The organism is Pseudomonas xantholysinigenes, from assembly GCF_014268885.2.
Classification (GTDB): domain Bacteria; phylum Pseudomonadota; class Gammaproteobacteria; order Pseudomonadales; family Pseudomonadaceae; genus Aquipseudomonas; species Aquipseudomonas xantholysinigenes.
Genome location: NZ_CP077095.1, coordinates 3996631 through 4021331 on the forward strand (window position 1 = coordinate 3996631; position 24701 = coordinate 4021331).

General features: G+C 65.0%; 24 protein-coding genes and 1 pseudogene. 10 read left to right on the plus strand and 15 right to left on the minus strand.

What is annotated here, in order from left to right; translation table 11 throughout:
- Positions 1–228: 228 nt before the first annotated feature.
- The 3 genes from HU772_RS17700 to HU772_RS17710 all read left to right on the plus strand — a co-directional run bounded on the left by HU772_RS17700 (position 229) and on the right by HU772_RS17710 (position 5298).
- The gene (locus HU772_RS17700; protein WP_186661255.1) at positions 229–1602 is read left to right on the plus strand and encodes a TolC family outer membrane protein; all 1374 of its coding nucleotides are present in this window, start codon (positions 229–231) and stop codon (positions 1600–1602) included.
- Between the two features lie 67 nt (positions 1603–1669).
- Entirely contained in the window at positions 1670–3814 is a 2145-nt protein-coding gene (locus tag HU772_RS17705; protein ID WP_186661254.1) for a type I secretion system permease/ATPase, read from the plus strand.
- Positions 3815–3942: 128 nt separating this feature from the next.
- Positions 3943–5298, plus strand: coding sequence for an HlyD family type I secretion periplasmic adaptor subunit (locus tag HU772_RS17710; protein WP_186661252.1), 1356 nt, complete (start codon positions 3943–3945; stop codon positions 5296–5298).
- 3 nt (positions 5299–5301) lie between these two features.
- Here the strand turns inward: HU772_RS17710 and HU772_RS17715 are convergent, their stop codons facing one another.
- The 4 genes and pseudogenes from HU772_RS17715 to HU772_RS17725 form a co-directional block, all read right to left on the minus strand.
- Positions 5302–5901: a tRNA-uridine aminocarboxypropyltransferase gene (locus HU772_RS17715; RefSeq protein WP_186661250.1), complete on the minus strand. Its 600-nt coding sequence runs from the start codon at positions 5899–5901 to the stop codon at positions 5302–5304.
- A 232-nt stretch (positions 5902–6133) separates the two neighbouring features.
- Positions 6134–7162, minus strand: coding sequence for a methyl-accepting chemotaxis protein (locus HU772_RS17720; RefSeq protein WP_437182446.1), 1029 nt, complete (start codon positions 7160–7162; stop codon positions 6134–6136).
- 234 nt (positions 7163–7396) lie between these two features.
- A pseudogene (locus HU772_RS25310) lies at positions 7397–7741 on the minus strand (PAS domain-containing protein); the annotation flags it as partial.
- A gap of 98 nt (positions 7742–7839) precedes the next feature.
- Complete coding sequence (locus HU772_RS17725; RefSeq protein ID WP_186661247.1) at positions 7840–8733, minus strand: LysR family transcriptional regulator; 894 nt, start codon at positions 8731–8733, stop codon at positions 7840–7842.
- Positions 8734–8957: 224 nt separating this feature from the next.
- On the opposite strand from HU772_RS17725, the gene speB reads away from it, so the two are divergent.
- A complete protein-coding gene (gene speB, locus HU772_RS17730) occupies positions 8958–9908 on the plus strand; it encodes an agmatinase (RefSeq protein ID WP_186661245.1) in 951 nt (316 codons plus the stop codon).
- 287 nt (positions 9909–10195) lie between these two features.
- The gene (locus tag HU772_RS17735; protein WP_186661244.1) at positions 10196–11575 is read left to right on the plus strand and encodes a sodium:solute symporter family protein; all 1380 of its coding nucleotides are present in this window, start codon (positions 10196–10198) and stop codon (positions 11573–11575) included.
- Positions 11576–11671: 96 nt separating this feature from the next.
- Here the strand turns inward: HU772_RS17735 and HU772_RS25095 are convergent, their stop codons facing one another.
- Positions 11672–11800: a PA1414 family protein gene (locus HU772_RS25095; protein ID WP_256660254.1), complete on the minus strand. Its 129-nt coding sequence runs from the start codon at positions 11798–11800 to the stop codon at positions 11672–11674.
- Positions 11801–11924: 124 nt separating this feature from the next.
- Positions 11925–12818 (minus strand): putrescine utilization regulator PtrR, encoded by an 894-nt coding sequence (gene ptrR, locus HU772_RS17740; protein WP_186661242.1) that lies wholly within the window; start codon positions 12816–12818, stop codon positions 11925–11927.
- A gap of 106 nt (positions 12819–12924) precedes the next feature.
- On the opposite strand from ptrR, the gene HU772_RS17745 reads away from it, so the two are divergent.
- A complete protein-coding gene (locus HU772_RS17745; RefSeq protein WP_186661240.1) occupies positions 12925–14091 on the plus strand; it encodes a YbfB/YjiJ family MFS transporter in 1167 nt (388 codons plus the stop codon).
- 195 nt (positions 14092–14286) lie between these two features.
- Here the strand turns inward: HU772_RS17745 and HU772_RS17750 are convergent, their stop codons facing one another.
- The 3 genes from HU772_RS17750 to HU772_RS17760 all read right to left on the minus strand — a co-directional run bounded on the left by HU772_RS17750 (position 14287) and on the right by HU772_RS17760 (position 16249).
- The gene (locus tag HU772_RS17750; RefSeq protein WP_186661239.1) at positions 14287–15213 is read right to left on the minus strand and encodes a DMT family transporter; all 927 of its coding nucleotides are present in this window, start codon (positions 15211–15213) and stop codon (positions 14287–14289) included.
- A gap of 91 nt (positions 15214–15304) precedes the next feature.
- Complete coding sequence (locus HU772_RS17755; protein ID WP_186661237.1) at positions 15305–15709, minus strand: transcriptional regulator; 405 nt, start codon at positions 15707–15709, stop codon at positions 15305–15307.
- Positions 15710–15856: 147 nt separating this feature from the next.
- Entirely contained in the window at positions 15857–16249 is a 393-nt protein-coding gene (locus HU772_RS17760) for an SMI1/KNR4 family protein (protein WP_186661236.1), read from the minus strand.
- Positions 16250–16357: 108 nt separating this feature from the next.
- On the opposite strand from HU772_RS17760, the gene HU772_RS17765 reads away from it, so the two are divergent.
- The gene (locus HU772_RS17765) at positions 16358–16627 is read left to right on the plus strand and encodes a hypothetical protein (protein WP_186661234.1); all 270 of its coding nucleotides are present in this window, start codon (positions 16358–16360) and stop codon (positions 16625–16627) included.
- Between the two features lie 12 nt (positions 16628–16639).
- On the opposite strand, the gene HU772_RS17770 is transcribed toward HU772_RS17765, so the two are convergent.
- The 3 genes from HU772_RS17770 to HU772_RS17780 all read right to left on the minus strand — a co-directional run bounded on the left by HU772_RS17770 (position 16640) and on the right by HU772_RS17780 (position 18641).
- Positions 16640–16876 carry a BrnA antitoxin family protein gene (locus tag HU772_RS17770; RefSeq protein WP_186661232.1) on the minus strand — a complete coding sequence of 79 codons (237 nt, stop codon included), beginning with the start codon at positions 16874–16876 and terminating at the stop codon, positions 16640–16642.
- Positions 16851–17159 carry a BrnT family toxin gene (locus tag HU772_RS17775; protein WP_186661230.1) on the minus strand — a complete coding sequence of 103 codons (309 nt, stop codon included), beginning with the start codon at positions 17157–17159 and terminating at the stop codon, positions 16851–16853. Before HU772_RS17775 ends, HU772_RS17770 begins: the two co-directional genes overlap by 26 nt.
- 156 nt (positions 17160–17315) lie before the next feature.
- Positions 17316–18641, minus strand: coding sequence for a DEAD/DEAH box helicase (locus HU772_RS17780; RefSeq protein WP_186661229.1), 1326 nt, complete (start codon positions 18639–18641; stop codon positions 17316–17318).
- A 144-nt stretch (positions 18642–18785) separates the two neighbouring features.
- Between HU772_RS17780 and HU772_RS17785 the strand changes: the two genes are divergently transcribed.
- Together HU772_RS17785 and HU772_RS17790 are read left to right on the plus strand one after the other, a co-directional pair.
- Entirely contained in the window at positions 18786–20087 is a 1302-nt protein-coding gene (locus tag HU772_RS17785; RefSeq protein WP_186661226.1) for a mechanosensitive ion channel family protein, read from the plus strand.
- 139 nt (positions 20088–20226) lie between these two features.
- Complete coding sequence (locus tag HU772_RS17790; RefSeq protein WP_186661224.1) at positions 20227–21432, plus strand: MFS transporter; 1206 nt, start codon at positions 20227–20229, stop codon at positions 21430–21432.
- 12 nt (positions 21433–21444) lie between these two features.
- On the opposite strand, the gene HU772_RS17795 is transcribed toward HU772_RS17790, so the two are convergent.
- The 3 genes from HU772_RS17795 to HU772_RS17805 form a co-directional block, all read right to left on the minus strand.
- A complete protein-coding gene (locus HU772_RS17795) occupies positions 21445–22317 on the minus strand; it encodes a carboxylate/amino acid/amine transporter (protein ID WP_186661222.1) in 873 nt (290 codons plus the stop codon).
- A 374-nt stretch (positions 22318–22691) separates the two neighbouring features.
- The gene (locus HU772_RS17800; RefSeq protein WP_186661220.1) at positions 22692–23291 is read right to left on the minus strand and encodes an FMN-dependent NADH-azoreductase; all 600 of its coding nucleotides are present in this window, start codon (positions 23289–23291) and stop codon (positions 22692–22694) included.
- A 105-nt stretch (positions 23292–23396) separates the two neighbouring features.
- Positions 23397–23717 (minus strand): 3-phosphoglycerate kinase, encoded by a 321-nt coding sequence (locus HU772_RS17805; protein ID WP_186661218.1) that lies wholly within the window; start codon positions 23715–23717, stop codon positions 23397–23399.
- Positions 23718–23766: 49 nt separating this feature from the next.
- On the opposite strand from HU772_RS17805, the gene HU772_RS17810 reads away from it, so the two are divergent.
- Positions 23767–24690: a LysR family transcriptional regulator gene (locus HU772_RS17810; protein WP_186661216.1), complete on the plus strand. Its 924-nt coding sequence runs from the start codon at positions 23767–23769 to the stop codon at positions 24688–24690.
- Positions 24691–24701: the final 11 nt, after the last annotated feature.

Consider the following 24701-nt stretch of genomic DNA (forward strand, 5'->3'; position numbering starts at 1 on the left):
AAACCGCCAGTCCCGACCAGTTCCCGCAGCCACTTGAATGAAACAATGTCCCGGATTCCTTAGACCGCATAAGTTTTTTTTCGCATATAGCTTATGAAAAAATCTTCTTAGCTCGCCCGATAAATGTTCTTAGCTCTGTTGTTACAAACCTGAAACGGTTTGATATCCATTTTTCGTCATTTTTTTGGCGAACTGCAGGACTTATTCGAGACCAGGGAGATGTACCCCATGCGCGCTTTAACCCCCATCACCAGTGCGATTTTGTTGGCCATGGCGTGTGCCAACAGTCAGGCGATGTCGATCACCGAGGCTGTCCAGAACGCCGTGGACCAGCATCCTGAAATCAGCGCCAGCCGTAACAGCCGCCTGTCGGCCGACGAGGATGTGAAGTTCGCCCGCGGGGGGTACTACCCAACCGTTGACCTGGTGGCCGGCTACGGCCGGCAGCGCTCGGACAACACCAATACCCGTACCTTCGATGCCGACGGCAGGCGCAACCACAACAAAGAGACGCTCAACTACACCCAGTCCGAGCTGCGCCTGCGGCAAATGCTGTTCGACGGTTTCAACACCGCCAACGAAGTCGGCCGTACCGAAGCGGTGGCCAACTCCCGCGCCTACTACACCCAGGCCACCGCCGAGACCGTGGCCCTGCGCGCCGTCGAGGTCTACCTCGAAGTGCTCAAGCGCCGCGAACTGGTGACCCTGGCCCGCAACAACCTGCAAGCACACCTGCGGGTCAACGACCAGATCGGCCTGCGTAGCGAGCGCGGCGTGGGTAGCACCGCCGACCTCGACCAGTCCCGCGCCCGTCGCGCCCTGGCCGAAAACAACCTGGACACCGCCGAGGTCGACCTGGCCGATGCCGAAGCCAACTTCTTCAGCGTAGTCGGACGCATGCCCGACGAGCTGGAAGCACCGAGCACCATCAAGGCCGAGGTGCCGGCCGATATCGCCGCCGCGCGCCAGGGCATGCTGGAAAACAACCCCTACCTCAAGTCGGCCCAGGCCGACGTGCAGTCCGCCGAACAGCAATACGAAGTGGCCAAGTCGCCCTTCTACCCACGCCTGGACGCAGTGCTGGCCACCGGTGCCAACAACAACCTCGGCGGCCAGAAAGGCCATGACAACAACGACTGGCAGGCCGGCGTCGAACTCAGCTACAACCTGTTCCGCGGCGGCAGCGACAAGGCCCGCCTGCAATCGGACGCGCACAAGATCAACCAGGCCATGGACATCCGCAACAATGCCCTGCGCGAACTCAACGAGAACCTGAGCCTGGCCTGGAACGCCATGAACAACGCGCGCAAGCAGACCCCGAGCGCACGCGAGTACGCCGAGACCACCCAACGCGTGCGCGCCGCCTACCAGGACCAGTTCGGCCTGGGCCAACGTACCCTGCTCGACCTGCTCGACAGCGAGAACGAACTGTACAACGCCAATCGGCGCTACACCGAAGTGCGCTACACCGAAGAGTTCTCCATGTACCGGCTGCTGGCGAACATGGGTGAGCTGCTGAGCAAGCAGCGTATCTCGCTGCCGCCCGAAGCCATCGCCAAGAGCGAAGTACGCAACGAGGCAAGGTTGCCCGATATGCGTTGAGGCCTGGACGAACAGGGAAGCCCTGCCAGCGCCCGGTTCCCGTCCACCGCGACAGGAGTAGGCCATCGTGACCAGTCTGCAAAGCGCGCAACCGCGCCTGGATGTTGATGATCCGTTGCTCGATGGCCTGCTGATCCTGTGCAAGCTGCACGGCTGCCCGGCCAGCCGCGCCAGCCTGTGCAGCGGCCTGCCCTTGGCCCAGCAGCGCCTGGACCTGGCCCTGCTGCCGCGCGCCGCTGCCCGCGCCGGGCTGCAGGCGCGGGTGCTGCAACGCGAGCTGGCGGCGATTTCCGCCCTCAACCTGCCGGTGCTGCTGATTCTCAACGACGGTCGCAGCGCCGTTCTGCAGCGTTGGGGCGACAATGGCCGGGCATTGCTGCTGCCATGCGAGGCCGAAGGTGGCGAGCAGTGGGTCGAACATGAAGCCCTGGCCGCGGCCTACAGTGGCCAGGCCCTGTTCGCCCGCCCACGGCACACCCTGGAAGATGTGCGCGCACCGTTGATTCCACGGGTCAACGCCTGGTTCCGCGATACCCTGCGCCACTCCCGCTGGCTGTACGGCGACGCCTTGCTGGCCAGCCTTTTGATCAACCTGCTGGGCTTGATGGTGCCGCTGTTCGTCATGCAGACCTACGACCGGGTGGTGCCCAACCAGGCGCTGTCGACCCTGTGGGTGCTGGTCGCGGGCCTGTTCATCGGCACCGCCTTCGAGCTGGTGCTGCGCATGGTCCGCGCCCACCTGCTGGACCAGGCGGGCAAGAAGACCGACCTGATCCTCTCCGCCACCCTGTTCGAACGCATCACCGGCATGAGCATGAAGGCGCGCCCGGCCACCATCGGCGGATTCGCCCAGAGCATCCACGACTTCCAGGGCCTGCGTGAATTCCTCACCGCGGTCACCCTGACCAGCATTATCGACCTGCCCTTCGTCGCCCTCATGCTGCTGGTGATCGGCCTGCTCGGCGGTTGGCTGGTGCTGATTCCGCTGGTCGCCTTCCCGGTGGCGGTGGGGCTGGCACTGTTCATCCAGGTGCGCCTGCGCGACACCGTGCAGAAGAGCCTGAGCCTCGGCGCCGTGCGCCAGGCCCTGCTGATCGAGACCCTCGGCGGTCTGGAAACCCTCAAGGCCTGCGGCGCCGAAAGCGAGCGCCAGTACCAGTGGGAACACACCAACGCCGCTATCGCCCGCCTCGACGCCCACGCCCGCAACCTGTCGTCGCTGGCCAGCAACGGCACGCTGTTCATCCAGCAGTTCTGCGGCATGGCCACCATCGTCGCCGGGGTCTACAGCATCATCGCCGGCAATCTCAGCGTCGGCGCCCTGGTGGCCAGCTACATGCTCGGTAGCCGGGTGCTCGCCCCGCTCGGCCAGATCGCCGGGTTGATCACCCGCTACCAGCAGGCGCAAGTGACCATGCGCAGCACCGATGCGTTGATGAGCCTGCCCCAGGAGCGCGAAGCGCGGCAGCAGGCGCTGGAGCACACCACGCTGCGCGGCGCGGTGGCCGTCAGCCATGTCACCTTCCGCTACCCCGGCCAGGTCGCGCCGGCGCTCAACGGTGTCAGCGTCAGCCTCAAGCCCGGCGAGCGCATCGGCATCATCGGCCGCAGTGGTTCGGGCAAGAGCACCCTGGCACGCCTGTTGATGGGGTTTCACCACCCCGACGAAGGCCAGGTGCTGCTGGACAACCTCGACCTGCGCCAGCTGGACATCGCCGACCTGCGCAGCCAGCTCGGCTACGTGGCCCATGACCTGCCGCTGTTGGCCGGTAGCCTGCGTGACAACCTGACCCTGGGCGCCCGGCATGTCAGCGACGCGCGCATGCTCGAGGTGGCCGAGCTGACCGGCGTGAGCGAGCTGGCCCGCCAGCACCCGCAAGGTTTCGACCGCCCGGTGGGCGAGCGCGGCCAACTGCTGTCCGGCGGCCAGCGCCAGGCGGTGCTGCTGGCCCGGGCGCTGCTGCTGGAGCCGGCGATCTTGATCCTCGACGAGCCCAGCAGCCACATGGACAACAGCAGCGAGGAGCAACTGCGCCAGCGCCTGCTCGACTGGGTCCCGGGCAAGACCCTGCTGCTGGTCACCCATCGCACCTCGATGCTCAGCCTGGTGGACCGACTGCTGGTGCTGGACAACGGCAAGGTCGTCGCCGACGGGCCGAAGGATGCGGTCATCGACGCGCTGCGCAAGGGCCGCATCGGCGCGGCGCTGTGATACCACAACCATCCCTGTAGGAGCGGGCTTGTCCCGCGATCAAGGCAACGCGGAGCCTGGCACGGGCCACGCCCGTGATCGCGGGACAAACCCGCGCCTACAGCAGACCAGTTTCCAGGAGGCAATGTATGTCCCTCAGCCACAGCATACGCAGCTACCTCCACGGCACCGACAGCCGCGCCGAGCGCGACTACATGCCGGAGCTGGTCGGCGCCACCTTGCAGGACTCGCCCAGCCTGTCGCGCCTCACCGTGTGGCTGGCGGCGATCCTGCTGCTGGTGGCCCTGGTCTGGGCCAATTTCGCGGTGCTCGACGAGGTCACCGTCGGCGAGGGCAAGGCCATCCCTTCCAGCAAGGTGCAGGTGGTGCAGAACCTCGAGGGTGGCATCGTCACCGAGATCTTCGTGCGCGAAGGGCAGATGGTCGACAAGGGCGCCACCCTGCTGCGTCTGGACGACACCCGCTTCAAGTCGAACAAGGGCGAGAGCGAAGCCGACCGCTATGCCCTCACGGCCCAGGTCGAGCGCCTGTCGGCCGAGGCCGAGGGCCGCCCGTTCGTGCTCTCCGACGAAGTGCGGGCCAAGGCGCCACAGGTGGCCGAGGACGAGATCGCCTTGTATGAATCGCGCCAGCGGCGCCTGGCCAGCGAAAAGCAGACCCTCAACGAACAGCTGCGACAAAAGACCCAGGAACTCGCCGAGTTCCGCTCCAAGGTCGACCAGTACCGCTCAGCGGTAGGCCTGCTGCAGCAAGAGCTGGACATGTCCACGCCGCTGGTCGGCAAGGGCGCCATCTCGCCGGTGGAAATCCTGCGCCTCAAGCAACGCAGCGTCGAGGCCCGTGGCCAGTTGAACGCCACCAACCTGGCGATCCCTCGCGCCGAGGCGGCCATCGCCGAGATCCGCAGCAAGGTCCAGGAGTCCGACGCCAGCTTCCGCTCCGACGCCGCCAAGGAACTCAACGACAAGCGCACGGAACTGTCGAAGATCACCGCCAGCAGCATCGCCATCGACGACCGGGTCAACCGCACCACGGTGGTCTCACCGGTGCGTGGCATCGTCAAGCTGCTCAAGGTCAACACCATCGGCGGCGTGGTGCAGCCCGGCAGCGACCTGGTGGAAATCGTGCCGATCGAGGATAACCTGCTGATCGAGGCCAAGGTGCGGCCGCAGGACGTCGCCTTCCTGCACCCGGGGCAAACGGCGATGGTCAAGTTCAGCGCCTACGACTACACCATCTATGGCGGGCTGAAGGCCAAGCTGGAGCTGATTGGCGCGGACACCGTCACCGACGACAAGGGCAACGCGTTCTACCTGATCCAGGTGCGCACCGACAAGAACCACCTGGGCGGCGACAACAAGCCGTTGCTGATCATTCCGGGGATGGTCGCCACGGTGGATATCATCACTGGGCAGAAGAGCGTGCTGGACTACCTGCTCAAGCCGGTGCTCAAGGCCCGCACCGAGGCGCTGCGCGAGCGGTGATGGTTAGCCATGGCCATGGTTGCGCTCAAAGGTTTCGCTGCCCATCGCCCTGATCTGCCCCTCGATCAACGCCTCGAATGGCTTGAGCAACCCGTCGAATGCTGCCGGTGCCTCCAGTACATCCAGCGCTTGCACGATTGCCTCCAAGGTCGACACCGCCCCCGGCTCCGGTGCCTTGCGCAGCCGGTAGCGGGAGGGTTTGACCTCACCCAGGGTGACCCGTGGCAGGGCCTCCAGCAGCGGGTTCAGGTACAGCAGCTTGCGCGCCTTGCGCCAGGTGCCATCGGGCACGATCAGCAGCAACGGCGGTGCGTCGGCGCTTGCATACGCCTGCAGGATCGCCGCCTGGTCACCGGGAAATAGCAATGCCGGGCGATAGCCCGGTGTCGCCAGCAAGGCAGGCAGGTCTTCGAACACCTCGCCGACTCTCAGTTCGGCATTGACCAGGCCCAGGGTTGCCAGGCGCGCGGTGTTCAACGCGTGGGCGGTTTCACTGGGGTGCTGTAGCACGACCACGCGGGTGCGGCTGTCGAGCTGTGGGATCAGCGGGCAAAGGCAATGGGCGAGCGGACGCTGGCAGCGCTCGCAGCGGGGTCTAGGCATAGGGGTCTCCGTTGGCCGAGGGATTTTGCCACAGGCTGGGGTTTTGGGCCCGCTTTGTGGCCCATCTCGGACAAACCTGCTCAGCCCCTGTGGGAGTGGTTCAGCGGGGCACCGAACCACCGCTAACCAGGCGACGCGGTGCCTGGCACCGGCTATGCCGGTGTTCGCGGCTAAAGCCGCTCCCACAGGGGTGGGAGCGGCTTTAGCCGCGAATGGGCCTGCAAACCAGGCCTTATCGGTTGAACCGCTCCGCCAGGCTGTGCAGGTACTCCGCCATGCGCTCCAGGTCCTGGCTGATCTCGGCCCCCTGCTTGGCCTGCCCGGCGCTCTCGTCGCACAGATGCGCAATGCGCACGATCTGCTGGTTGATGTCTTCCGCCACATGGCTCTGCTGCTCGGAGGCCGTGGCCATCTGCTGGCTCATGCCGGTGATGCGGCTGACCGCCTGGGCGATCCCGGCCAGGGCTTCCTGCACCGCCTCGACGCTATGCACGCTGTCGCTGGAAATCTGCTGCCCGCGACTGGCGCTGGCCACCGCCCGGTCGGCGCCGGAGCGCAAGGTCGAGATGATGTGGTGGATTTCCTCGGTGGAGGCGCGGGTGCGCTGGGCCAGCGAACGCACCTCGTCGGCGACCACCGCGAAGCCCCGGCCCTGCTCGCCGGCCCGCGCCGCCTCGATGGCGGCATTGAGCGCCAGCAGGTTGGTCTGCTCGGCGATCGAGGTGATCACATCCACCACGCTGCCGATCGACTGGGTCTGCTCGGCCAGGGCATTGACCGCCTGGCCGATATCGCTCACCGCCTCGTTCATGCTGCCCATGGCGCGCAAACTCTGCTCGGCCAGGTCGCTGCCCTTCTGCGCCAGTTGGTCGGCGTCACTGGCGGCGTGGGCGGTGCTCTGCACGTTATGGGTCACCTGCTGGATGGTCGCGGCCATCTGCGCGATGGCGGTGGCCGACTGGTCGGTCTCGCTGCGCTGGCGGTCGAGCATCTGCGCTTGGGCATCGGACAGATCGGCGGACTGTGCGGCCCGCGACTTGACGCCGATACCAGCATCCACCAGGCGGGTCAGCGCGGTCTGCAGGCGTGCCTCTTCGCTGATGATCGCCAGGTCGAGCTGGCCCTGCAGGCCCGGGTTGTCGCTGTAGGTCAGCGCCACCAGCGGGCTGGTGAAGGCCTTGGGATGCTCCTGCAGGGTACGCCGGATCGACTGGTTCTGCCGGTGCTCGACCACGTACCAGGCCGCCAGCAGGCTGGCCATCAACACGCCGAGGGCCGCATAAGGAGGCAGCCACAGGTAGCCGGCGGCCGAAGCCAGGCCGGCGCCGATCAACGGCCAGCCATGGCCGATGCCATGGGCCAGGCGCGCCACCACGGGGACTGCCGAACGCCCGGCACGCAAACGCGCGTAGAGCTGTTCGGCACGGCGGATCTGCTCGCGGGTCGGCACCGAGCGCACCGACTCGTAGCCGCTGATGCGACCGTTCTCGTACACCGCCGTGACATAAGCGCTGACCCAGTAGAAGTCGCCGTTCTTGGCGCGGTTCTTGACCACACCCATCCACGGCTTGCCTTGCTTGATGGTGTCCCACATATGACCGAACACCGAGGGCGGCATGTCCGGGTGGCGGACCAGATTATGCGGCTGGCCCACCAGTTCGTCGTAGGTGAAACCGCTGATGGCCACGAATGCGTCGTTGCAGTAGGTGATGCGGCTGTTCAGGTCGGTGGTGGAGATCAGCCGCTGGTCTTGGGGGAAGGTTCTTTCGTGCTCAGTGACGGGCAAATTCATGCGCATCGTTGGCGGTCCCTTGCTTATCCAGATGAATGGGAAAATCATCAAAGCAAGTAGATATTTAGCAGAAGGCCAGCACGCCAGCGGTCAAGTTTTGTAGGAAATTTGCCAGTCCTGACGGAACGGTATCAACCCAACCGTGGTCAACCGACGTTCAGCTGGCTCTTGAGCAGGTCGCGGAACGTCTGGATCAAGGGTTCCCGGCTGCGGCCACGGCGAATGATCAGGGAGAACGGCGCCTGGTAGCCGAAGGTCGCCGGCGACAACACCCGCAGGTCGCCCTTGTCGACCCAGGCCTGGGCATAGTGCTCGGGCAGGTAGCCGATGTAGGCGCCGGAGAGAATCAGAATCAACTGTGCCTCCATGCTCTCCACAGTGGCCGCGCTGTGCTTGAAGCCATGCCGGGCCAGCTCGGCCTGGCTCCAATAGCCGCGGCCAACCATGCGCTGCTGGGTGATCACCGGTTCGGGGATGCGCCGCTCAGCGAACAATGGGTGGCGGCTGCTGCAATACAGCCAGTGCTGCTCACGGTACAGCGGCTGGTACACCAGCCCGCTCATGCGCGAGGAAAACGCACCGATGGCCAGGTCCAGGCGGTTGTCTTGCACGCCCAACTGCAATTCATAAGGGCTGGAGACCGACAGGTGCAAATGCACCGCCGGGTGCTCCTGGCTGTAGGCGCCAATGGCCTCGGCCAGCGGCAGCGCGCGGTCACCGACGGTGGAGTCGATCACCCCGAGGTTGAGGGTGCCGCGCAGCTCGCCCTTGAGCGCGGCGGCGTACTGCTCGAAACCGTCCAGCTCACCGAGCAGGCGCAAGGTTTCCTGGTGGAACAGCTCGCCTTTGCTGGTCAGGCTGAAACCACCCCGGCCGCGATGGCACAACACCAGGCCCAGGGCGCTTTCCAGCTGGCTCATGTAGGTGCTGATGGCCGAGGTCGACAGGTTGAGGTCGCGCTGGGCGTTGGCGAACCCTTGGTGGCGCACCACGCTGGCGAAGATGCGCAGCAGTTTCAAGTCGGGCAGCGAAGAGGCCATGACGCGAGGTTCCACGGGCTGAAGGTAGCCAGAGTCTAACCCGCCTCGCAGCGATAGTTCAGAAATTCCTGAAGTAAGTATTTGTCGGTAGCGATTCTTCCCGGACACTACCTTGCGCAGACTGCGGCGAAATGCCCCTGCCCGCCGGCATCACCCGACCAGGAAGGCGCGCGGCGGCACAGGTTCGAACAAACAGAACAATCGACCGACTGATGAGGCCCACCGTGGACAAGATTCTCCACCAACCACTGGGCGGCAACGAAATGCCGCGTTTCGGCGGCATCGCCACCATGCTCCGTCTGCCCCACCTGCAAAGCGCCGAAGGGCTCGATGCCGCCTTCATCGGCGTGCCGCTGGACATCGGCACCTCGCTGCGCTCGGGCACTCGCTTCGGCCCCCGGCAGATCCGCGCCGAATCGGTGATGATCCGCCCCTACAACATGGCCACCGGCGCCGCGCCGTTCGACTCGCTGTCGGTCGCCGACATCGGCGACGTGGCGATCAACACCTTCAACCTGCTGGACGCCGTGCGCATCATCGAAGAGGCCTACGACGAGGTCCTCGAGCACAACATCATCCCGCTGACCCTGGGTGGCGACCACACCATCACCCTGCCGATCCTGCGCGCCCTGCACAAGAAGCACGGCAAGATCGGCCTGGTGCACATCGACGCCCATGCCGACGTCAATGACCACATGTTCGGCGAGAAGATCGCCCACGGCACCACCTTCCGCCGCGCCGTGGAAGAAGGCCTGCTCGATTGCGACCGCGTGGTGCAGATTGGCCTGCGCGCCCAGGGCTACACCGCCGACGACTTCAACTGGAGCCGCCGCCAGGGCTTCCGCGTGGTCCAGGCCGAGGAGTGCTGGCACAAGTCGCTGGAACCGCTGATGGCCGAGGTGCGCGAAAAAGTCGGCGGAGGCCCGGTGTACCTGTCGTTCGACATCGACGGCATCGACCCGGCCTGGGCGCCCGGCACCGGCACCCCGGAGATCGGCGGCTTGACCACTATCCAGGCGATGGAGATCATCCGCGGCTGCCACGGTCTGGACCTGATCGGCTGCGACCTGGTGGAGGTTTCCCCGCCTTACGACACCACCGGCAACACCTCGCTGCTGGGGGCCAACCTGCTGTTCGAAATGCTCTGCGTGCTGCCGGGCGTGGTGCGACGCTAGCCGTCAAGCACCGTCCTTTGTAGGAGCGGCCTTGTGCCGCGAAAGGGGCGCATAGCGCCCCCGGTTTTCAGCGTTTTCGCAGAGAACGCCGGGGCTGCCTTGCAGCCCTTTCGCGGCACAAGACCGCTCCTACACACAGGGCGTTGCGCTGCATGCAATTGCTTGACCCCGGCAGGAGCCATTCGGGAGGGCCATAGAGGCCCGCCAACACCACAAAGGACCGCCGGGCGCCGTGAACCGTCCAGGCGGCCGATCTCGCCATAATAAAGATAATCGGGAGACCCCCAATGGCCTTGGACATCATCGTTGTACTGATCTATGCCGCCGGCATGCTCGGCCTCGGCTGGTATGGCATGCGACGCGCGAAGACCCATGAAGACTACCTGGTGGCCGGGCGCAACCTCGGCCCGACCCTGTACATGGGCACCATGGCCACCACCGTGCTCGGCGGCGCCTCCACCGTGGGCACCGTGCGCCTGGGCTATGTCCATGGTATTTCCGGTTTCTGGCTATGCGCCGCCCTGGGGCTGGGGATCATCGCCCTCAACCTGTTCCTGGCCAAACCCCTGCTGCGCCTGAAGATCTTCACCGTCACCCAGGTACTGGAACGCCGCTACAACCCGATGGCGCGCCAGGCCAGCGCGGCGATCATGCTCGCCTACGCGCTGATGATCGCGGTCACCTCGACCCTGGCCATGGGCACCGTGCTGCAGGTGCTGCTCGACGTGCCGTTCTGGATGGCCCTGCTGTTCGGCGGCGGCGTGGTGGTGGTGTACTCGACCATCGGCGGCATGTGGTCGCTGACCCTCACCGACATCGTCCAGTTCGTGATCAAGACCGTGGGCCTGATGTTCATCCTGCTGCCGGTGTGCCTGTACAAGGCCGGTGGCTGGGACGCCCTGGTGGCCAAGCTACCGGCGGCCAGCTTCAGCTGGACCACCATCGGCTGGGACACCATCATCACCTACTTCCTGATCTACTTCTTCGGCATCCTGATCGGCCAGGACATCTGGCAGCGGGTGTTCACCGCCCGCGACGAGAAGGTCTGCCAGCGCGCCGGCACCACCGCCGGTGTCTACTGCGTACTGTACGGCCTGGCCTGCGCCCTGATCGGCATGGCCGCCCACGTGCTGATGCCAGACCTGGCCAACCCCAACAACGCCTTCGCCGAGATGATCAAGGGCCAACTGCCCGAAGGCATCCGTGGCCTGCTGATGGCCGCCGCCCTGGCCGCGATGATGTCCACCGCCAGTGCCGGCCTGCTGGCCGCCTCCACCACCCTCACCGAGGACCTGCTGCCGAAACTGCGTGGCGGCAAGCAGTCGAGCCTGGGCATCAACCGCCTGTTCACCCTGCTCACCGGCCTGGTGGTGCTGGGCATCGCCCTGGCGGTGAACGATGTGATCAGCGCCCTGACCTTGGCCTACAACCTGCTGGTGGGCGGCATGCTGATCCCGCTGATCGGCGCGATCTTCTGGAAGCGCGCGACCACCGCCGGGGCCATCGCCAGCATGTCGCTGGGCTTTGCCACCGCGCTGCTGTTCATGTTCAAGGATGGCCTGGAAGCCAACACGCCGATCTACTACAGCCTGGCCATCGGCCTGGTGAGCTTCGTGGTGGTCAGCCTGGCTTCGCACAAGCCGGTGGCGACGGTGAACCTGGCCTGAGGCCACTTCCACGCCAACCCCTTGTAAAAGGGGCCTTGCCAGTAAAACGCAAAAGGCCGCCGCATCCACAAGATGCGGCGGCCTTTTTGGCGGTGGTCAGCGCCGACGCGGCTGGCGCTTGCGCTGTTCTTCGTCGGTCGGGATCGGCACCGGCTGCAGCGGTGGCGGGAGCAAGCCCAAGGCGACGGCGAGGTCGTGGAGCCAGTTGTACATGCGTTGGTTCATATTGCCCCCTTGACGGGTCAGCCTCACGGTCAATCAATTCTGCGATGCTTCATACAGATCATAGTCCCATGTCCTGTATTGCGCATGCCTCTGTACTTACACATATGGGCGATTTTGACCCGGATCAAGCGCTGATGGCAGCTTCCGACGGTCGGTCAATCGTTTCGCTTTGTTGCAAGTCGATCCAGGCCTGCAAGTTCGCCCCGCGCATGCCCTGGCGCCACATCAGCCAGGTCTGCGCCTGATCGAACGGCGCCTGCAACCGATGCACCCGCACCCGCTCATGCCCCGGCAGGCTGTCGAGCATCGATTGTGCCATCAACGCCACCCCCGCACCGGCAATCACGCAGGCCAGCATGCTCTGATAAGACTCGATCTCCATCACCCGCCCCATGGGCGTATGGGCATGGGCGTACCAGGCCTCCAGGCGCATACGGTAGGAGCAACCCTGGCGGAAGGTGAATACCGCCTTGCCCGCCACATCCTTGGCCGTCAGCACCGACGGGTGCTCAGGGCTGGTAATCAGCACCAGCACTTCCTCGCACAAGGGCACGCCATCCAGCCCGGCCAGGCTTGGAGGCCCGTCCACCAGCGCCGCATCCAGGGCATGGTTGAGCAGGCCCTCGAACAGCTCGCCGCTGGGCGCGGCACGCACTTGCAGGTTCACCGCCGGATAGGCCTGGTGATAACGCGCCAGCAACGCCGGCAGATGGGTGGCCGCGCTGCTGTACATGGTGCCGAGCACGAAGTCGCCGGCCGGCTGACCGCCCTGCACCGCCGCCATGGCCTCGTCGCGTAGGGCCGCCAGGCGGTTGGCGTAATCTAGCAGCACCTTGCCCGCCGGCGACAGCTGCAAGCGCTGGCGCTCGCGCAGGAAAAGGTCCACGCCTAGCTGCTCTTCTAGCTGGCGCAGGCGCGTCGACAGGTTCGACGGCACCCGGTGCAGGCGCTCGGCGGCGCGGGTCAATGAACCTTCCTCGGCCACAGCCTGGAAGATGCGCAGTTGGCTGAACTCCACGACATTCTCCAAAACAGAATAACTTGATCATGATTATTCAATTTTATTGAAAGTCAATCCGCCCTACCCTGCCAACCATCGCACTCTTTCGAGCAGGAGAGCTTCCATGTCGCCCTTCATGCAACTGCTGGCCAGCGCCGTGGCGCTGATGATGGCCATGGGCATCGGCCGCTTTGCCCTTACCCCGCAACTGCCGCGGCTGATTGCCGAGGGCCAGTTCGACCTGACCGCCGGTGGCCTGATCGCCGCCGCCAATTACCTGGGCTACTTCCTTGGCGCGGTGGATGGCATGTTTGCCCGCCAACCGGCCCAGGTGCGCCTGCGCCTGCACGGTGGCCTGTGGCTATGCGTGCTGTTGACCCTGGCGTCCTGGGCCGCTGACGGCTTCTGGAGCCACCTGTTGCTGCGCTTCGGCACCGGCGTGGCCAGCGCCTGGGTACTGGTGATGATCACCAGCCTCAGCCAGCAACTGGCCAATGCCCATGGACGGCAAAGACTCGGTGCCCTGGTGTTCGCCGGCCCTGGCGTCGGCATCGCGCTGACCGGCTTGCTGGCCCTGGCCGCCCATGTCCGGGGGCTGGACTCGGCAGCGCTGTGGCTGGTCTATGGCGTGGCTGCCCTGGTGATGCTGCTGGCGCTGCTGCCGTGGCTGCCACGGGCACTGGAAACCGCGCCCGTGACGGTGCCCAGCGGGCCTATCGAGGGCACGGGCATCGGCCGCCTGGGGCTGGTCTACGCACTCTACGGTCTCGGCTACATCCTGCCCGCGACCTTCCTGGCGCAGATGGCCAATCAGCAGTTTCAAGGGCAATGGCTGGCCGACCTGTTCTGGCCGGCATTCGGCCTGGCCGCGGCGCTTGGGGTAGTGGTAGCCAGCCTGCGTCGCCCCGGCCGCAGCCAAACCTGGCTGACCGCCACGCTGTGGCTGCAGGGCCTGGGGGTACTGGCGTGCCTGTTGGGCGGAGGTATCGGCCTGGGCCTGGGCGTGCTGCTATGCGGCGGGCCATTCCTGGCCTGCATGCAACTGGTGATGCAACGCTCACGGGAACTGGCGCCCCATGCCACGCAACGTAACGCCGGGCTGCTGACCGCGTGCTTTGCCCTGGGGCAGTTGAGCGGGCCGTTGCTGGCGGCGTTGAGCAGCCATTTCAGTGGAGGCTTGCAACCGGCGCTGGTGCTGGCGGCGCTGGGGTTGGGGCTGGCCGGGGTGTTGGTGCTGGCCGGTGGTGTGTCGCGCTCGGCGGTCTGCGCCCACCTTGGGCAAACTCGCTGAACCAGTGTTCGCCGGCCTTGCCGGCGAACGGCTCCCCCCTGGGGTCTGTATGAAAAGTCTTGAGACGAAGGTCAGGCAAGGCGAAAACAGCCGAGGAACGGTCGGAGTCGCGCACGACTTTACGGGTTGTAAATGAGCATTCCGAGGCTGTTTTCAACGCAGCATCACCGAGTATCAAGGCTTTTCGTACAGAGCCTAGCCCACGACCTTGCGCAACTGCTGGCGTACCCAGCCCTCGGCACTGACCATGATCACCCCCAACAGCACCATCACCGCGCCGATCACGAAATTCAGGCTCAGCGGTTCATCCAGCAGCAGCACGCCAAAGGTCACGCCGAACAGCGGCGTGATGAATGAGAACACCGCCAGGTTCGACGCCAGGTACTTGCGCAGCAACCAGAACCAGGTCATGTAGCTGATGAACGACACCACGATGCCCTGGAACAACACGCTGCCCACCGCCAAAGGCGTCAGCGCGACATCCATGATCTGCCCGCTGAACAAGGCGATCGCCACCAACCCGACGAACCCCACCGCCAGTTGGTAGAACAAGGTCAGGGTCACCGGCGCCTCCGACAGCCGCGAGCAACGCACCACCACGGTGGTCGCGCCCCAGGCCAACCCGGCCAGGATCGCCAGGCCGTCGCCCAGCAGCATCCGCCCATCCAGTTGGGCAAGGGACACGCCCCCGGCGAAGGCCAGGGCGATGCCGCAGAAGGCCAGCAGAATGCCCAGCCACTGCAGTAGGCGCAGGCGCTCACTGGGTATCATGAAATGCAGCCCCAGGGCGGTGAAGATCGGCGCGGTGTAGAGAAATACCGACATGTGCGCCGCCGACGTCAGCTTCAGCCCTTCGGCGATGAACAGGAACTCCAGCCCGAACAAGGCCCCCGCCAGCAGCCCGGCGCGCCAGGTGATGCCCACCTGCCCCCAGCCATCACGAAAGCACACCAGCAAGCCGACCAGCAGCGCGGCAATGCCATTGCGCAGGGCCGCCTGCATCACCGGGGCGATATCCACCGCGGCCGACTTGATCAGCACCTGCTGGCAACCCCAGACCAGGCACAGCCCCAGCATGACCTGAAAAGCGAAGGCGTCTGGGTTCTTGCGGGCCGCAATCATGTGCGCCCCCTTGGCTGCTGCAACATCATGGGCAAGGCTCGGCAGTGGAATGGATCCCGATTATTAGACGCCGAGCCCTGCCGACACCAGCCTAAATTGCGCCCCCGGCGATTCGTGCCTCGGCGGATACGCGGTCGAAGGTGATCTCGTCCAACGCGTCGTCCTGTTGGTCCAGCACCTGGCGCGGGTGCTCGAAGCCGGGGATGCTGCTGTCGATCATGCTGAGCAGGCGCGAACCACGCTCGGTAAGGACGAAGTTCTCGCCGTTGCCGCCGTCGTCCTCAGGTCGACTGGCGATGTACTCGCGCTGGAAAAGCAGCTTTTCGTACTCGCAGGCGCGGGTCTTGAGGTGGTCCAGATCACCTGGCGCCTGGCCCTCGGCGGCCAGGGCCGCGGCATGTTGCTCGGCGTAGGGGCGTGGGGTGAAGCTGTGACCGGCGCCGTTCTGCACCTCGTGCAGCAAGCGCTCGATCAGGTCCCAGTCGTAAGTCTTCATGGAAAGGCCTCCTGCTGTGGCCAGATGGACTACACAGCGTGGGACTGGCACCTAACGGCGAGCGTTCCAACGAAAATCCGGTCGAGCTGTCCGGCGGTGAGCGGCGAGACGGCGTGATTGCGGGTCACCTTCTGCGCACGTTCGCACTCATGCCAGATCGTCCAGCAGATCGCGAATGAAGCTGGAGAAACTGTCGGCCACGGCGTGCGCCGTGCGGCTGACCGGGTCGATTTCGACAACCTCCCAGCCCTTTAGCGTATCGAAACCGCAACAGTAGCCTTGCAAGTCGTCGCCAAACAGGACGATGCCCGCCAGAGAGTCGTCCTCATCGGCATAAATCTGCCCTGGCGCGAGCAAGCCCTCGTACAGCATGAACGCGGACGATCCGATCTCGCCCCATCCCAGGGTCTGGAGGAAAGACACATAGTCGCTGGGGACTTGGGGATAGCTTTTACTCAGTTCGGCCAGGCTGTCGACATGGCTGCGCGTCAGGCTGGCGAGCAGGCCACCCGTTGTGTGGGGCTGTAGGTCGTCATACATGAGGTTCGACACCTGAGTGAAAAGAGGGAGACGAGGTCGGGGAATAGACTGAACTTCCAGCCAATACGGCACCTCCACCCTGTACAGCCATTGCCGGAGGTCGAAGGAATGAAACTGCTCTTGTCTGTCGCCTGCCTGGGCAGCCTGCTGTGCGCCTTGCCCACCTGGGCCTGCACGCCTGAACAGGCCACGCAAAAACGGGAGGAGCTGGCTGGGCTGGTCAGCCAACTTACCGAGCAGAACCCGCAAAAAGCCAAGGAGATCAATGACGAGCTCCAGGGCATGAAACTCGAATCAGCGAGCAAGGACCTGCCGGACAAATGCCAGCTGATCGATAAACGCATCCATGAACTGAAAGCGGCGGAGAAAAAAACCTGACCCGCCTCGAGATCAGCGTCGCTGCTGGGCCTGCATGTACTGGCGCAACAACTGGTTGATGCGGGTTTGGTAACCCGCGCCCTGCTCCTTGAACCAGGCCAGAACGTCAGCGTCCAGGCGGATGGTCACGGTCTGCTTGGCGGGCACGCGCAACTCGGCGCGGCTGAAGAAATCATCGTCGAGCTCGGGAATGTCCGAGGTATCGACGGGTGGCTGTTGCTCCTCAGGGGTTGCGGATGGTTTCGACATAGCGCTGTTCCTCACGTCGAGTTGCTCGTCTGGCGGAAATGACTCGGATCACATCACCCTGCCTTTCGGTGTAGGCCACCACACAGACCCAGGCATTGATCCAGCCCATGCTGATCCAGCGCGGTTCCTCGTACGCGAACCGCTCATCACGCAGCACCAGCATCGGCTGGCGAAACATGAGCGTAACATCGTCGAAGTCGACGCCATGCTTGCGGATGTTGATCAGGTTCTTTTGCTGATCCCACTCAAATCGGGTTAAGCAATCGTATTTACATACGTACATACGCTACGCCTCCTTAGCTACAAATGCCATAGGCGTCTGGTGGGCTGGCGACAAAATGCCGGGGCAAAAAGGTAGTTTGGGAAATGAGCTACAAGCACCTGGGGAAGGCGCGAAGTTACCCGCCATCATTGCGATGGCGGGCTGACCGCAAAGCGCTTACTCAGCGGCTGGCTTGCGCTTTTTCAACGGGGCCAGGCCATCGGCGCTGGCCAGCGGGGCATTGCTCCTGGGCTTGGCGGTCGGCTTTTTCTTGGCGGCGCCCTTCTTGTCGGCACCGGTCTTCTTCTCGACCTTTTTCTTCTTGCTGCCGGCGGCCTTGCCCGAGGCCTTGACCTTCTTCGGCCCATTGTAGGTGCCCTTGACCTCCTTGATGACGCGGCGCTCGAACTGCTGCTTGAGGTAGCGCTCGATGCTCGACATCAGGTTCCAGTCGTTGTGGGTGATCAGCGAGATCGCCAGGCCTTCGCCACCGGCACGGCCGGTACGCCCCACACGGTGCACGTACTCATCGCCGCTGCGCGGCATGTCGAAGTTGATCACCAGGTCGAGGCCGTCGATGTCCAGGCCGCGGGCGGCGACATCGGTGGCCACCAGCACCTTGGAGCTACCCTGCTTGAAGCGCTCGAGGGCCTGCTTGCGGTCCTTCTGGTCTTTCTCGCCGTGCAGCACGAAGGCCTTCACGTCCTTGGCCACCAGGTGGCCGTAGATGCGGTCGGCCAGGGCGCGGGTGTTGGTGAAGATGATCGCCTTGTCGAAGGTCTCGTTGGCCAGCAGCCACTGGACGATCTGCTCTTTATGCTGGTCGTGGTCGGCGGTGATGATCTGCTGGCGAGTACCCTCGGCCAGTTGCGAGACGCTGTTGAGCATCAGGTGCTCAGGGTCCTTCAACACCTTGCCGATGATGTCGCGCAGGGCCGCGCCGCCGGTAGTGGCGGAGAACAGCAGGGTCTGCTCGCGCTGCTCGCACTCCTTGCACAGGCGCTCCATGTCTTCGGCGAAGCCCATGTCGAGCATGCGGTCGGCTTCGTCGAGGATCAGCATCTGCACGTGGGACAGGTCGAGGTTGCCGGCGTTGAGGTGCTCCAGCAGGCGGCCCGGGGTGCCGATCAGCACATCGGGGACCTTGCGCAGCATCGCGGCCTGTTCCTTGAAGTCTTCACCGCCGGTGATCAGGCCAGCCTTGATGTAGGTGAACTGGGAGAACAGCTGCACTTGCTTGAGGGTCTGCTGGGCCAGCTCGCGGGTCGGCAGCAGGATCAGCGAGCGGATCTCCACCCGTCCACCTTTCAGGTCGACCAGGCGGTTGAGCAGCGGCAGGACGAAGGCGGCGGTCTTGCCGCTGCCGGTCTGCGCGGTCACCCGCAGGTCACGCCCTTGCAGGGCCAGGGGAATGGCCGCTGCCTGCACCGGCGTCGGCTCGACAAATTTCAGCTCGGCCACGGCTTTGAGCAGGCGTTCGTGCAGGGCGAATTGGGAAAACACGGGGGTAACCTCGGGCAAGTGCGAAAAATTCAAGTTGCATAGGGTAACGTTTTCCGCCGCCAGAACCGAATTTCTTTTGGCAACTTTGCGCCGATCCACGCTCTAATGTCGCCTCGTACCGCAATACAGACCGTTTTCAAGCCCATGGACATCCAACGCTTCTGGCGTGACGCCCTCGACCTGTGGGGCACGCTCGACCAACACCCCGCGCTGCACGCCGCCCTTGGCCTGGTCGTGCTGCTGTTCGTCTCGCTGCTGATCGGCCGCCTGGCGCGCTTCCTGATCCTGCACTCCACCCGCCTGCTGGCGCGCCAGGCGGCGCTGCGCTGGCTCGACGACCTGCGCCACAACAAGGTACTGCACCGCCTGGCCCAGACCACCCCGTCGCTGGTGGTGCAGTTCGGCCTCAAGCTGGTGCCGGAGCTGTCGGCCACCGCCCAGCACTTCCTCGGCAACGTCGCCCTGGCCGTGACCCTGTTGTTCATGACCCGCGCCCTGTCGTGCCTGCTCGACGCGCTGCTGGACATCTACGCCCGCACCGAACACGCCCGCACCCGCTCGATCAAGGGCTACATGCAGCTGGCCAAGATGATGCTGTGGATCTTCGCCGCCATCATCATCGTCGCCACCCTGATCGACCGCTCGCCGCTGTTGCTGCTGTCGGGCCTGGGCGCCATGTCGGCGGTACTGTTGTTGGTGTACAAGGACACCTTGCTGTCGTTCGTCGCCAGCGTGCAACTGACCAGCAACGACATGCTGCATGTCGGCGACTGGATCGAGATGCCCCAGGCCGGCGCCGATGGCGACGTGGTGGACATCACCTTGCACACGGTGAAGGTGCAGAACTTCGACAAGACCATCGTCTCGATCCCCACCTGGCGCCTGATGAGCGAGTCGTTCCGCAACTACCGCGGCATGCAGCAATCGGGCGGGCGGCGGATCAAGCGCAGCCTGTTCATCGATGCCGCCGGCGTGCGCTTTCTCAACGCGGAAGAAGAGCGCCGACTTGGCCAGGTGCGCCTGCTGGGCGACTACCTGAGCCAGAAACGTCAGGAGTTGCACCAGTGGAACGAGGCCCTGGGTCCGGTGGCGGAGCTGTCGGCCAACCGCCGCCAGCTCACCAACATCGGCACCTTCCGCGCCTTCGCCCTGGCCTACCTGAAGAACCACCCCAACGTGCACCCGAACATGACCTGCATGGTCCGCCAGATGCAGACCACCGCCGAAGGCGTGCCACTGGAAATCTACTGTTTCACCACCACCACGGTGTGGGCCGAGTACGAGCGCATCCAGGGCGATATCTTCGACTACCTGCTGGCGGTGCTGCCGGAGTTCGGCCTGAGCCTGTATCAGCAGCCTAGCGGCAATGACATGCGCGCGGGCCTCGCCGCCCGGCCGCAGGCACAACCGCAGCCGCGCAGCCTGGAGACGCTGAGCGACGCGTGATCCCCCAGGGCGCCCATGGGCGCCCTTTGCTTTTTGCCCCACAGGCCCACTACGCTAGGCGCAAAACGTCATCAAGGAAGATCGACGGACCTTCCCCTGATGACCGATCAACGCCACTCGCAGCCACCGTGAGCGAACCATGCGTCAGGATCTGTCCCTCAGCCCGCCCCACGCCAACAACGACACTACCCCTAGGCGCAAGGCCCTGGCCGCCGCCAGTCTCGCCCATGGCGTGCATGACGGCCTCACCGATGTCATCTACGTGCTGTTGCCCCTCTGGCAAGTCGCCTTCGGCCTCAGCTACGCCCAGGTTGGCCTGCTACGCGGCGCCTACGCCGGGATGATGGCGGGCTTTCAACTGCTGGCCAGCAAAGGTGCCCGCCGCTGGGGGCGCGAAGCCCTGCTGATCCGGGGCACGGCGCTGGCCGGGCTGGCTTACCTGCTCGCCGCCCAGGCCAGCGACCTGAGCCTGTTGCTGATCGCCCTGATGCTCGCCGGCCTCGGCGCCAGCACCCAGCACCCGCTGGCCAGCGCCCTGGTCGCCGATGCCTACGACGGCAGTGGCAGGGTCAAGCACGCCTTGGCCCAGTACAACTTCGCCGGCGATATCGGCAAGGCGGTGATTCCTGGGCTGAGCGGCCTGGCGCTGGTGTACCTGTCCTGGCAGGCCAATGCCACGCTGCTTGGCCTGCTCGGGCTTGGCGCGGCGGCGCTGCTGTGGGGGTTGTTGCGCCAGCCGCCTGCGCAGGCCGAGCCTGCCGCCAAACCTACGCGCCAGCACCAGGCCGGCACGCCCTCCGGCCTGATGGCGCTGATCGCCACCGGCACCCTCGACAGCGGCGTGCGCATGGGGTTTCTGACCTTCCTGCCGTTCCTGCTGCAGGCCAGGGGCGCGGCCACCGCCCAGATCGGCCTGGCCCTGGCGCTGCTGTTCATCGGCGGTGCATTCGGCAAGTTGTTCTGCGGCTACCTGGGCGCGCGCCTGGGCCCGGTGCGCACGGTGATCTGCACCGAGTTGCTGACGGCCGTGCTGATCCTGGTGGCACTGCTGCTGCCACTGCTGGCGCTGATGCTGGTCATGCCGCTGATTGGCGTGGCGCTCAACGGCACGTCTTCGGTACTGACCGGCCTGGTGCCGGATTTCGCCGGTCGCGCAAATCGCGAACGGGTGTTCGCCGGCTACTACACCGGTACCGTGGGTGGAGGCGCGCTGGCCCCGGTGCTGATCGGCGCGATGTCCGACCATGCCGGGGTGACCCTGGGGCTGGTGGCGCTGGCCGGCACCTTGGCGCTGACCTTGCCGCTGTGCCTGGTGATACACCGTGGTATGCGTCACCAGGTCTGAGCATGGCGCGATTCAGGCCGCGCCCGGCGCCCCCAGACGTTGCCCACCCAGACGGCTCAGCCAGACCGACGCCAGGATGATCCCACCGCCCACGGCCAAGCGGCCCAATGGTTCGTCCTGGTTCCAGATCAGCAGGTTGAGCAGCAGGCCCACCGGCACATGCAGGTTGTTCATCACCGCCAAGGTGCCGCCGGAAACCAGGCAAGCGCCCTTGTTCCACCAGTAAAGGCCCAGGGCAGTCGGGCACAGGCCGAGGAACAGCAGCACCAGCCATTGGGTGTCGGTGCTCGGCAGGTGCTGGGCATTGCCGAACAGCAGGAACGCCGGCAGCACTACCAGCAGCGCGCCCAGGTAGAAGTAGCCGAAACGCCGGTAGTGCGGCAGGTCGCTGGGGTGACGCGCCACCAGGTGGCGATACAGCACCTGGCCGGCGGCGTAGGTGAAATTGGCCAGTTGCAGCAGCAGGAAGCCCATGAAGAACTCGCCGGTGACCGTGTCGAAGCGGATCACCGCGGCGCCGGCCACCGCCACCAGCGCGGCCAGCAGCGCCCAAGGGTTGAAGCGACGGTTCAGGGCGTCCTCGATCAGGGTCACGTGCAGCGGCGTGAGGATGGTGAACAGCAGCACCTCGGGTACCGTCAGCACGCGGAAACTCAGGTACAGGCAGACATAGGTGATGCCGTATTGCAGGGCGCCGATCAGCAGCATCGAACGCATGAAACGCGGCTCGACCTGGCGCCAGCGGGTCAGCGGCAGGAACACCAGCCCGGCCAGCAGCACCCGCGCCAGCACGGCGAAGTAGCTGTCGACGTGGCCGGCCAGGTATTCGCCGATCAGGTTGAAGGAGTACGCCTGGATCAGCGCGACGATTATCAGGTAGCCCATGGTTGGTCCTCGTGGAGCAAGGCGGCGACCTTAGCGGGTTGGGTCTGGGCAGTTCAACCATTGGAAATGTGGGGGCAGTAATGCCCTCTTCGCTGGCAAGCCCACTACCACAGGCCTTGAATGCAGTGCGTTCTCTGTTGGAGCAACTGTCTTGCTCAACTGCTAAAGCTAGCGCGATCCCTGTGGGAGCGGCTTTAGCCGCGAACACCGGCGCAGCCGGTGCCAGGCACCGCGTCGCTTGCTTCGCGGGTAAACCCGCTCCCACAGGTGGAGTGCATGGCTTGAGGTCGGCATAAAAAAGCCCGGCCATGAACTGGCCGGGCAGGCACACCCAAAGGAGCAACAAGGTGTCAGGGTTGGGAATTCGTCGTGGCTCAGGCCACTGCGGCCAGCCTGGCCTTGGCCTGGTTCAGGCCCTTCTCGTGGAACTCGCCGCTCATGTTCAGGCCCTCGGCGTGGATGAAGTCCACGTCATGGATACCAATGAAGGCCATTACCTGGCGCAGGTAGGGCTCCTGGTGATCGCTGCTGGCACCGGCATGGATGCCGCCGCGGGCGGTCAGGACAATGGCGCGCTTGCCGGCCAGCAGCCCTTGTGGGCCGGTGGGGGTGTACTTGAAAGTGATGCCGGCGCGCAGCACATGGTCCAGCCAGGCTTTCAGCGTACTGGGGATGGTGAAGTTGTACATCGGCGCGGCCATCACCAGCACATCAGCGGCCAGCAGTTCGTCGGTCAACGCGTTGGAACGCTCCAGTGCCTCACGCTCGGCGGCGCTGCGCTGTTCCTCGGGCTTCATCCAGCCGCCCAGCAGATTGGCGTCCAGGTGTGGCACCGGGCTCACCGCCAGGTCGCGTACCGTGATCGCGTCCGCAGGATGCGCCGCCTGCCACTGCTGGATGAAATCCTGGGTCAGCTGGCGAGAAACGGAATCCTGCTGGCGGGCGCTGCTTTCGATGATCAGTACGCGGGACATGGGGTGCCTCCATCGGCGCTAAAGGGGTGTGATGCGATGGAGGTGAGATTAAAGGTTGACCTATCGATAAAAAAGCGTAAAAAGTGGGTTCAATCTATCGATTAATCAGTTTATTCCGCCTTGGCAGTCGAGCACGATGCGCAGCTTGATGATCTGCCGGTTGAACTTGGCCGTCACATCCAGGCTCTTGCCGGCCGGCACGTTGACCCGTCGCACCCGCGGTGCCTCGGGCCCGTTGCGGAAGGTGACCTTGCACGCCGCCGGGACCTGCCCATAGTTGTTCAGGGTGATAGCGCCGATGTCGTAGGCGGTGTCATAGGCGGTGTAGTCGACCTTGACCCCGGTCAGTTCCTTTTCCACGTCGATGGGATAAGCCTGGACCGCGAAGGGCAGGCACAGCAGCAAGGCCAGACAGCATTTCTTCATAGGGCGCTCTCCTTGAGAAGAGCGCAGCTTAGGACAACAGGAGCCATAGATGAAAGCGCCGCGCGTAACCCTGGATCAGTGGCGAACCCTGCAGGCGGTGGTCGATCATGGCGGGTTCGCCCAGGCCGCCGAGGCCCTGCACCGCTCGCAATCGTCGGTGAGCTACACCGTGGCGCGCATGCAGGAGCAACTGGGCGTGCCGTTGCTGCGCATCGACGGACGCAAGGCAGTGCTGACCGAGGCCGGCAGCGTGCTGCTGCGCCGCTCGCGGCAATTGGTCAAGCAGGCCAGCCAGCTCGAGGACCTGGCCCATCACATGGAACAGGGTTGGGAGGCGGAAGTGCGCCTGGTGGTCGATGCCGCCTACCCCAGTGCCCGCCTGGTCCGCGCCCTGAGCGCGTTCATGCCGCAAAGCCGTGGCTGCCGGGTGCGCCTGCGCGAAGAGGTGCTGTCCGGGGTCGAGGAAGTGCTGCACGAAGGCATCGCGGACCTCGCCATCAGCAGCTTCAACATTGGCGGCTACCTGGGCACCGAACTGAGCCCGGTGGAGTTCATCGCCGTCGCCCACCCCGAGCATGCCCTGCACCGCATGGGCCGCGAAATCACCTTCCAGGACCTGGAAAGCCAGTTGCAGGTGGTCATCCGCGACTCCGGCCGCGCCCAGCCACGCGACGTCGGCTGGCTCGGCGCCGAGCAGCGCTGGACCGTGGGCAGCCTGGGCACCGCCGCCACTTTCGTCAGCAGCGGCCTGGGCTTCGCCTGGCTGCCCCGGCACATGATCGAGCGCGAGCTGCGCGAAGGCGTGCTCAAGCCGCTGCCGCTGGATCAGGGTGGCAGTCGCCACCCGCTGTTCTACCTTTACTCGAGCAAGGAAAAAACCCTGGGCCCGGCCACGCAGATCCTCATCGAACTGCTGCGCAATTTCGACACCGCGCCCCTGGACGTGCCCTTCGCCGCCCCCCCGCAAGCCTGAAAGGACCGCGC

Excerpts from the sequence above, each read along its gene's own strand:
- HU772_RS17700 (WP_186661255.1), top strand. The coding sequence starts at position 229 with ATGCGCGCTTTAACCCCCATCACCAGTGCGATTTTGTTGGCCATGGCG.
- HU772_RS17710 (WP_186661252.1), top strand. The coding sequence starts at position 3,943 with ATGTCCCTCAGCCACAGCATACGCAGCTACCTCCACGGCACCGACAGC.
- HU772_RS17715 (WP_186661250.1), bottom strand. The coding sequence starts at position 5,901 with ATGCCTAGACCCCGCTGCGAGCGCTGCCAGCGTCCGCTCGCCCATTGC.
- HU772_RS17720 (WP_437182446.1), bottom strand. The coding sequence starts at position 7,162 with ATGGCCAGCCTGCTGGCGGCCTGGTACGTGGTCGAGCACCGGCAGAAC.
- HU772_RS17725 (WP_186661247.1), bottom strand. The coding sequence starts at position 8,733 with ATGGCCTCTTCGCTGCCCGACTTGAAACTGCTGCGCATCTTCGCCAGC.
- HU772_RS17735 (WP_186661244.1), top strand. The coding sequence starts at position 10,196 with ATGGCCTTGGACATCATCGTTGTACTGATCTATGCCGCCGGCATGCTC.
- HU772_RS25095 (WP_256660254.1), bottom strand. The coding sequence starts at position 11,800 with ATGAACCAACGCATGTACAACTGGCTCCACGACCTCGCCGTCGCCTTG.
- HU772_RS17745 (WP_186661240.1), top strand. The coding sequence starts at position 12,925 with ATGTCGCCCTTCATGCAACTGCTGGCCAGCGCCGTGGCGCTGATGATG.
- HU772_RS17750 (WP_186661239.1), bottom strand. The coding sequence starts at position 15,213 with ATGATTGCGGCCCGCAAGAACCCAGACGCCTTCGCTTTTCAGGTCATG.
- HU772_RS17755 (WP_186661237.1), bottom strand. The coding sequence starts at position 15,709 with ATGAAGACTTACGACTGGGACCTGATCGAGCGCTTGCTGCACGAGGTG.
- HU772_RS17760 (WP_186661236.1), bottom strand. The coding sequence starts at position 16,249 with ATGTATGACGACCTACAGCCCCACACAACGGGTGGCCTGCTCGCCAGC.
- HU772_RS17765 (WP_186661234.1), top strand. The coding sequence starts at position 16,358 with ATGAAACTGCTCTTGTCTGTCGCCTGCCTGGGCAGCCTGCTGTGCGCC.
- HU772_RS17770 (WP_186661232.1), bottom strand. The coding sequence starts at position 16,876 with ATGTCGAAACCATCCGCAACCCCTGAGGAGCAACAGCCACCCGTCGAT.
- HU772_RS17775 (WP_186661230.1), bottom strand. The coding sequence starts at position 17,159 with ATGTACGTATGTAAATACGATTGCTTAACCCGATTTGAGTGGGATCAG.
- HU772_RS17785 (WP_186661226.1), top strand. The coding sequence starts at position 18,786 with ATGGACATCCAACGCTTCTGGCGTGACGCCCTCGACCTGTGGGGCACG.
- HU772_RS17790 (WP_186661224.1), top strand. The coding sequence starts at position 20,227 with ATGCGTCAGGATCTGTCCCTCAGCCCGCCCCACGCCAACAACGACACT.
- HU772_RS17795 (WP_186661222.1), bottom strand. The coding sequence starts at position 22,317 with ATGGGCTACCTGATAATCGTCGCGCTGATCCAGGCGTACTCCTTCAAC.
- HU772_RS17800 (WP_186661220.1), bottom strand. The coding sequence starts at position 23,291 with ATGTCCCGCGTACTGATCATCGAAAGCAGCGCCCGCCAGCAGGATTCC.
- HU772_RS17805 (WP_186661218.1), bottom strand. The coding sequence starts at position 23,717 with ATGAAGAAATGCTGTCTGGCCTTGCTGCTGTGCCTGCCCTTCGCGGTC.
- HU772_RS17810 (WP_186661216.1), top strand. The coding sequence starts at position 23,767 with ATGAAAGCGCCGCGCGTAACCCTGGATCAGTGGCGAACCCTGCAGGCG.